This window comes from Protofrankia sp. CiP1_Cm_nod4 (assembly GCF_982290645.1).
Genome location: NZ_CEVIVC010000065.1, coordinates 1 through 6053, shown reverse-complemented (window position 1 = coordinate 6053; position 6053 = coordinate 1). Strand labels below are relative to the sequence as shown.

Annotated in this window: 4 protein-coding genes; 1 reads left to right on the top strand and 3 read right to left on the bottom strand. The window is 73.9% G+C overall.

Annotation, left to right across the window (positions count from 1 at the left end; genetic code table 11):
- A partial coding sequence (locus AC5LSR_RS13845; protein ID WP_493468539.1) for a transglycosylase domain-containing protein occupies positions 1 to 2220 on the top strand: 2220 nt, incomplete at its 5' end.
- Positions 2221 to 2301: 81 nt separating this feature from the next.
- Here AC5LSR_RS13845 and AC5LSR_RS13840 read toward each other — a convergent pair.
- The 3 genes from AC5LSR_RS13840 to AC5LSR_RS13830 form a co-directional block, all read right to left on the bottom strand.
- The gene (locus AC5LSR_RS13840; RefSeq protein ID WP_250284966.1) at positions 2302 to 3489 is read right to left on the bottom strand and encodes an SIS domain-containing protein; all 1188 of its coding nucleotides are present in this window, start codon (positions 3487 to 3489) and stop codon (positions 2302 to 2304) included.
- 420 nt (positions 3490 to 3909) lie between these two features.
- Positions 3910 to 4122 (bottom strand): Trm112 family protein, encoded by a 213-nt coding sequence (locus tag AC5LSR_RS13835; RefSeq protein WP_250284965.1) that lies wholly within the window; start codon positions 4120 to 4122, stop codon positions 3910 to 3912.
- Between the two features lie 56 nt (positions 4123 to 4178).
- The gene (locus AC5LSR_RS13830; RefSeq protein ID WP_250284962.1) at positions 4179 to 5537 is read right to left on the bottom strand and encodes a phosphomannomutase/phosphoglucomutase; all 1359 of its coding nucleotides are present in this window, start codon (positions 5535 to 5537) and stop codon (positions 4179 to 4181) included.
- Positions 5538 to 6053: the final 516 nt, after the last annotated feature.

The window sequence follows — 6053 nt, the reverse complement described above, 5'->3', positions numbered from 1 at the left end:
GCGCTGCTCACCCGGATCGGGATCATCGCCTGCGCGGCCGGTGTCGGTCTCGCCCTGTTGCTGCTTCCCCTGGTCGGCGCGATCGGCCTGTTCGCGAAATCCTCGGCGGACCACTACCTGAGCCTGCCGGACGAGCTGCTCACCCCGCCGCTGCCGCAGAGCTCCCAGATACTCGCCGCCGACGGCAGCCTCATCGCGACGCTGCGCGGAGAGACGAACCGCACCGTCGTCGACGGCAAGGACATCCCGGTGGTCATGCGGCAGGCCATCGTCGCCATCGAGGACTCACGCTTCTACAGCCACGGCGGGGTGGACGTGAAGGGCGTCGTGCGGGCCGCGCTGCGCAACAGCGAGGCCGGGGACGTCCAGCAGGGTGCCTCGACGCTGACCCAGCAGTACGTCAAGAACGTGCTGCTGCAGAACGCGCACACCAGGCAGCAGCGTGAGGATGCCGCCGGCACGTCGCTCGAGCGCAAGATCCAGGAGGCCCGGTACGCCGTCACCCTGGAGAACAAGATCTCCAAGGACGAGATCCTGGAGCGCTACCTCAACATCGCCTACTTCGGCAACGGCAACTACGGCGTGGGTACCGCCGCCCAGAACTACTTCCAGACCCACATCGCCAAGCTGACACTTCCCCAGGCGGCGCTGCTCGCCGGGCTGGTGCAGAGCCCGTCCCTGTACGACCCGGTGAACCACCCCGACGCCGCCCGGACGCGCCGGGACATCGTGCTGGACCGGATGGCCGCTCTGGGCTACGTCGCCCCGGCCGATGCGGCCGCGGCGAAGGCGGCGCCGGTCCAGGTGGTCCACGCCGCGGCCGCGGCGGCGCGGGACTCGTGCGAGACGTCGAGCGCGTCCTTCTTCTGCGACTTCGTCCGCTCCCGGCTGCTGGCCGACCCGGCGCTGGGCACGACCGATGCCGAGCGCGCCCGGCGGGTCTACGAGGGCGGGCTGGTCATCAGGACGACGCTGCAGCCCAAGGTCCAGGCCGCGGTGCAGAACACGGTCAATGCCGTGATAGCGCCCGACAACCCGGTGTCGGCCACCGAGGTGGTGATCGAGCCGGGCACCGGCAACATCCTGGCGATGGCGGTGAACCGGGTGTTCGGCTCCGACTCCGCCACCAACCAGACCAAGGAGCCACTGGCGACCAAGGCGGTGTTCCAGCCCGGGTCGACGTTCAAGACGTTCACCCTCGCCGCCGCGCTCGAGGCCGGCTACGGGCTGAACACCCAGTTCTACTCACCGTCGTGCTACAGCACGAAGAAGTTCCCGCTGGACCGGCGGGACGGCAGCCCCTGCGCCACCGGCTACTCGAACGCCGACCCGGCGGAGAGCGGGGTCTACGACCTGTCCAAGGCGACCTGGGACTCGGTGAACACCTACTACATCCAGCTCGAGGAGAAGATCGGCGTGCCAGCCGTCGTCGACATGGCGGTCCGGCTGGGCATCCCCGCCTCCTACCTGGAGGACGTCCACCCCACCAAGGGGGACCTGACCATCGGCTCCGAACGGGTCACCCCGCTGGACATGGCCAACGCCTACGCCACGCTGGCCGCGCACGGCATGCGCTGCGACCCACGGTACGTCCTGTCGGCCGCGGACTCCAGCAACCAGAACGTCGACATCGCCCCCGAGCCCGTCTGCAAGCGGACGGTGACCGCCGGGGTGGCCGACACCGTGACGAGCATCCTGGCAGGGGTGATCACACAGGGCACCGGGTACCCGAACGCGGCGGCGATCGGACGCCCGGCCGCGGGCAAGACCGGTACCACGGACAACTACTCCGCCGCGTGGTTCGTGGGGTACACCCCCCAGATGGCCGCCTCGGTCGCGGTCGGCAACCCCAAGGGAGCGCAGGGCAACCCCCTGAAGGGGATCGTCGCGGATGGCCGGACATGGTCCCGCGTGTTCGGCGGGGACCTGCCGGCGATCATCTGGGGCCGGTCGCTGCGGGCGGCCCTCAGCGGCGTTCCCGCCATGCCCATGTCGAAGGCCAATCCCACCGTGGCCAAGGGCACCAAGGGCGGGCTGCTGTCGACTCCGCCGCCGCCCCCGCCGCAACCGACGGCCCCCGCCACGGCCACAACGGACACGCCGGCAGCACCGACCGCGGCGGCAGCACCGGCAGCGGCGCCGGACATCGTCGAACCCGTCCTGCCCCCCGGCAGGTTCCCGTTCCAGGGCTCGGGCGGTGACGAGCGGCCGGGCCGGTGACGGCCCAGAGCCGGCTGTGTCCCGCGGGGCGCCGTGCCGCGGGCGGTGCCGTGCCGCGGGCGGTGCCGTGCCGCGGGGCGGTTATGTCTCGTGCGCAGCCGGCGTGGGCGAGGCGCTCAGGTCGCGCACGGCAGCCACCGGTGTCGGGTCCACACCGAGCGCGAGGGCAAGGTAGACGCTGGTGTAGTCGAACAGGCCCACCAGGGACGCCAGCCGCTCCAGGCGGCTGGCCCCCTGGGCGGACAGCTCGGTGACCGCCACCGCCCGCTCGGCCGCGGCCGTGACGGCGGCCTCCGCCTGCCGGGTCACCGTCGGATGCTCGGCCTTCTGGTCGCGCAGCAGGACCAGCCGTAGCCGCACCGGCCCGGCCTCATCGTCAGCCCGGTCACGGAAGAAGTCCTCCGCCGGGCCACCGTCGGCCCCACGGACCCCGAACGCCCCGTCCAGAACGCCCGCCTGCAGGCTTGCCGCGTCGGGAAGGGCGCCCAGCAGCGCCGGGTACCCGGCGTTCGCGGCGAGCTGGCCGGCGGCCCGGCCGGCGGCCGCGGCGGTCAGCGCGGTGGTCCCCCACAGCAGGGGTAACGAACCGGCGAGCTCGAGCGCCAGCACCTTCGCCGGGCTGATGAACGTCTCGCTGGCGGGCCGGCAGCGTATCGCCAGGTCCTCGAGGCGCACCGCCGCGGCCTCGACCGCGTCCGGGCCCTCGGCGGCGGGCGGGAGAAGGCCGAGAGCCCGCACGACAGCGACAGCCGGCAGCAGCAACACCCAGTAACCCGCCCGGGCCGGCCGGCCGTCCACCACGGGGGCGGGCAGGAACAGCGCCCGCGCGCGCCCGGCGCGATGCGCCAGCGGCGAGTCGGGCGGGCCCACCGCGACCGTCCGGCAGCCGCGACGGTCGGCCTCCTCCAGCGCGGACAGGGCCGCCTCGTCGCGTCCCGAACCGGATATCGCAATCACGACGTCGGTCACCCCCACCCAGCCGGGCAGGCCGAAACCGTTGTGGACGAGCACCGGGACCGGGCAGCGCGGCCCGGCCACCGCGGCGAGCGCGTCACCGACAGCCGCCGACGTGCCCGTCCCGACGACGAGCACCGCCCGTGGACGGCCGTCGGCGGCGAGCGCGTCGGCGCCGGCCTCCCGCGCCAGCGCGGCGGACTCCCGGACCTGGCGGGCCGACGAGGCCACCTGCGGCAGCATGCCGGACGGGTCGGCGGCGTCCAGCCGGACGGCGTCATCAAGGATGCTCTCGTCCACGCCCGCGTCCCACATGTCCTGCACCATCGCATGCCCGGACCCGCCCGGGCACATCGGGGCTCACGTCCGGCCTGGCCGGGCGCGTGTCAGAGCCGTACCGGAGCGTCGGGCGTCAGAGCCAGGGCAGGACGCCAGAGCCAGAGCCGTACCGGAGCGTCGGGGCGTCAGAGCCGGGGCGGGGCCGCGGACGCCGCTGGGCCCGGCCGGATCAGGCGGAGCCCGCGTGGGAGCCCTGGGGAGCAGGCCGGGCCATCGGGCCCCGCGGGGCGGGCATGGCCCGCACGCCGCGGCCAGCCGGGCTGCCCTGCCGCCACCCCACCCTCCGGCACCCACCGTCCGGCGGAGCTGTGGGTACGTCGGCGCCCGCCGGGGCCCCGCCAGAACCCCGCCAGGGCCCCGGGCATGGCGGGACCAGGGCTCACGACAGGCCAGGGCTCACAACGGTGCGGGCACCGACGGCCGGGCCTCCCCGCCGAACGGGACGGCCTCGTCGAGCAGCATCACCGGGATCTCGTCCCGTACTGGGAACGCCAGGTCGCACGATGTGCAGACCAGCACCGGCTCACCGCCGAGGGTGTCCTGGCGCAGGGGGGCGTGCGCCGGGCACGGACAGGCGAGGATCTCCAGCAGGAGCGGGTCGAGACTCAACAGCCGACCTCCTTTTTCACAGCGGCTTCATCACAGCGGCTTCTCACAGCGGCTTCTCACAGCGGCTTCTCACAGCGGACGCGGGCGAGGACGTCGTCGCGCACCCGGGCCATCGTGGCATGGTCGGGGGCCTCCACATTGAGCCGCAGCAGCGGTTCGGTGTTCGACGGCCGCAGGTTGAACCAGACCCCGCCACCGAGCGTGACGGTGAGCCCGTCGAGATGGTCGATGTCGGCCGCGTCCCCGGCATACGCCTTCTCGATCCCGGTCATGGCCGCGGCGGCGTCGGCGACCGTGGAGTTGACCTCGCCGGAGGCCACGTAGCGGGCGTAGCCGGCGAGCAGCTGCGACAGCGGCCGCTCCTGCTCACCCAGCGCGGCCAGGACGTGCAGGGCCGCGAGCATCCCGGAGTCGGCCCGCCAGAAGTCACGGAAGTAGAAGTGCCCGGAGTGCTCACCGCCGAAGACCGCCCCCGTCCGGGCCATCTCCGCCTTGATGAACGAATGGCCGACCCGGGTGCGTACCGGCACCCCGCCGAGCTCGCGCACCAGCTCCGGGACACCCCGGCTGACGATCACGTTGTGGATGACGGTGGCGCCGGGCTCGCGGGCGAGCTCCCGCTCGGCGACGAGGGCGGTGATGGTGGACGGTGAGACGATCTCACCGCGTTCGTCCACCACGAAGCAGCGGTCGGCGTCGCCGTCGAAGGCGAGCCCGATGTCGGCGCCGGTGGCCCGCACCGCCGCCTGCAGGTCCCGGAGGTTCTCCGGTTCGATCGGGTTCGCCTCGTGGTTCGGGAAGGAGCCGTCCAGCTCGAAATAGAGCGGGTGGACCGACAGCGGCAGCCCCTCGAACACCGCGGGGACCGTACGTCCGCCCATGCCGTTGCCCGCGTCCACGGCGACCGTCAGCGGCCGGATCGCCGACAGGTCGACCAGTGCGCGCAGATGCCGGGCGTAGGGCGCGAGCAGGTCCTGGCGGGTGATGGTGCCGCGGGGCCCGATGGTGGGCGCGACGCCGGCCTCGGCCAGCGCCCGGATCTCGCCGAGCCCGGTGTCCTGGCCGATCGGCGCCGCGCCCGCCCGGCACAGCTTGATCCCGTTGTACCTGGCCGGGTTGTGGGACGCGGTGAACATCGCGCCGGGCAGGCCCAGCGAGCCGGCGGCGAAGTAGAGCAGGTCGGTGGAGCCGAGGCCAGTCATGATCACATCCGCGCCCTGGCCGGCCGCGCCGTCGGCGAACGCCTCCGACAGCGGGACCGACGAGTCACGCATGTCGTGCGCGACGACGATCCGGGGGGCGTCCAGCAGGCGCACGAACGCGGCGCCGACGCCGTGCGCGACGTCGGCGTCGAGCTCGGACGGCACGACACCCCGGACGTCGTACGCCTTGAAGATCCGCGACAGGTCGTGCACTCGTCCGCCTTCCCGATCCCCGGGCTTCCCGGCCCATAGGCTTCCCAATCCCCGGCTTCCTGGTCGCCGGCCACTGCCGGCCCCGCCGGCCCCACCAGCGCCGCCGGCGGTGGCCGTCCACGGGGCCCCGCCGTCGGCGGTCGTCCGGGAAACCCGGCCATGGCGGTGCTGACGGCAGCCATCAGCTGCCGGCGGCGACGCCGACCTTACCGACACGCCGCCGGCCTGGGCGGAACCGTTCGGATAGCCGACACCCTGCCCGTCACCAGACGCACCGAACCCGTCACGGATACGCCGGGCCAGGCACGGACGGGCCGGCCGCCAGGCGCCGGGCATGCCAGCCAGCCGGCTCGGGCGGGCCGGCTGGCTGGCATGCCCGGGCGGACCGGTGGGCCGGCTGGGCCGGCGACGGCAGGCCGGGCCGGGCCGGGCCGGGCCGGTATCAGGCCGGGCGGCGGGCCGGGGCGGCTCAGGACGGCCGGGGAAGGACCCGCAGATGGCCGCGCCGTCCTGGGG

Bases quoted from the DNA above. Each gene is read 5' to 3' on its own strand.
- AC5LSR_RS13840 (WP_250284966.1), bottom strand. From the start codon at position 3,489: ATGTGGGACGCGGGCGTGGACGAGAGCATCCTTGATGACGCCGTCCGG.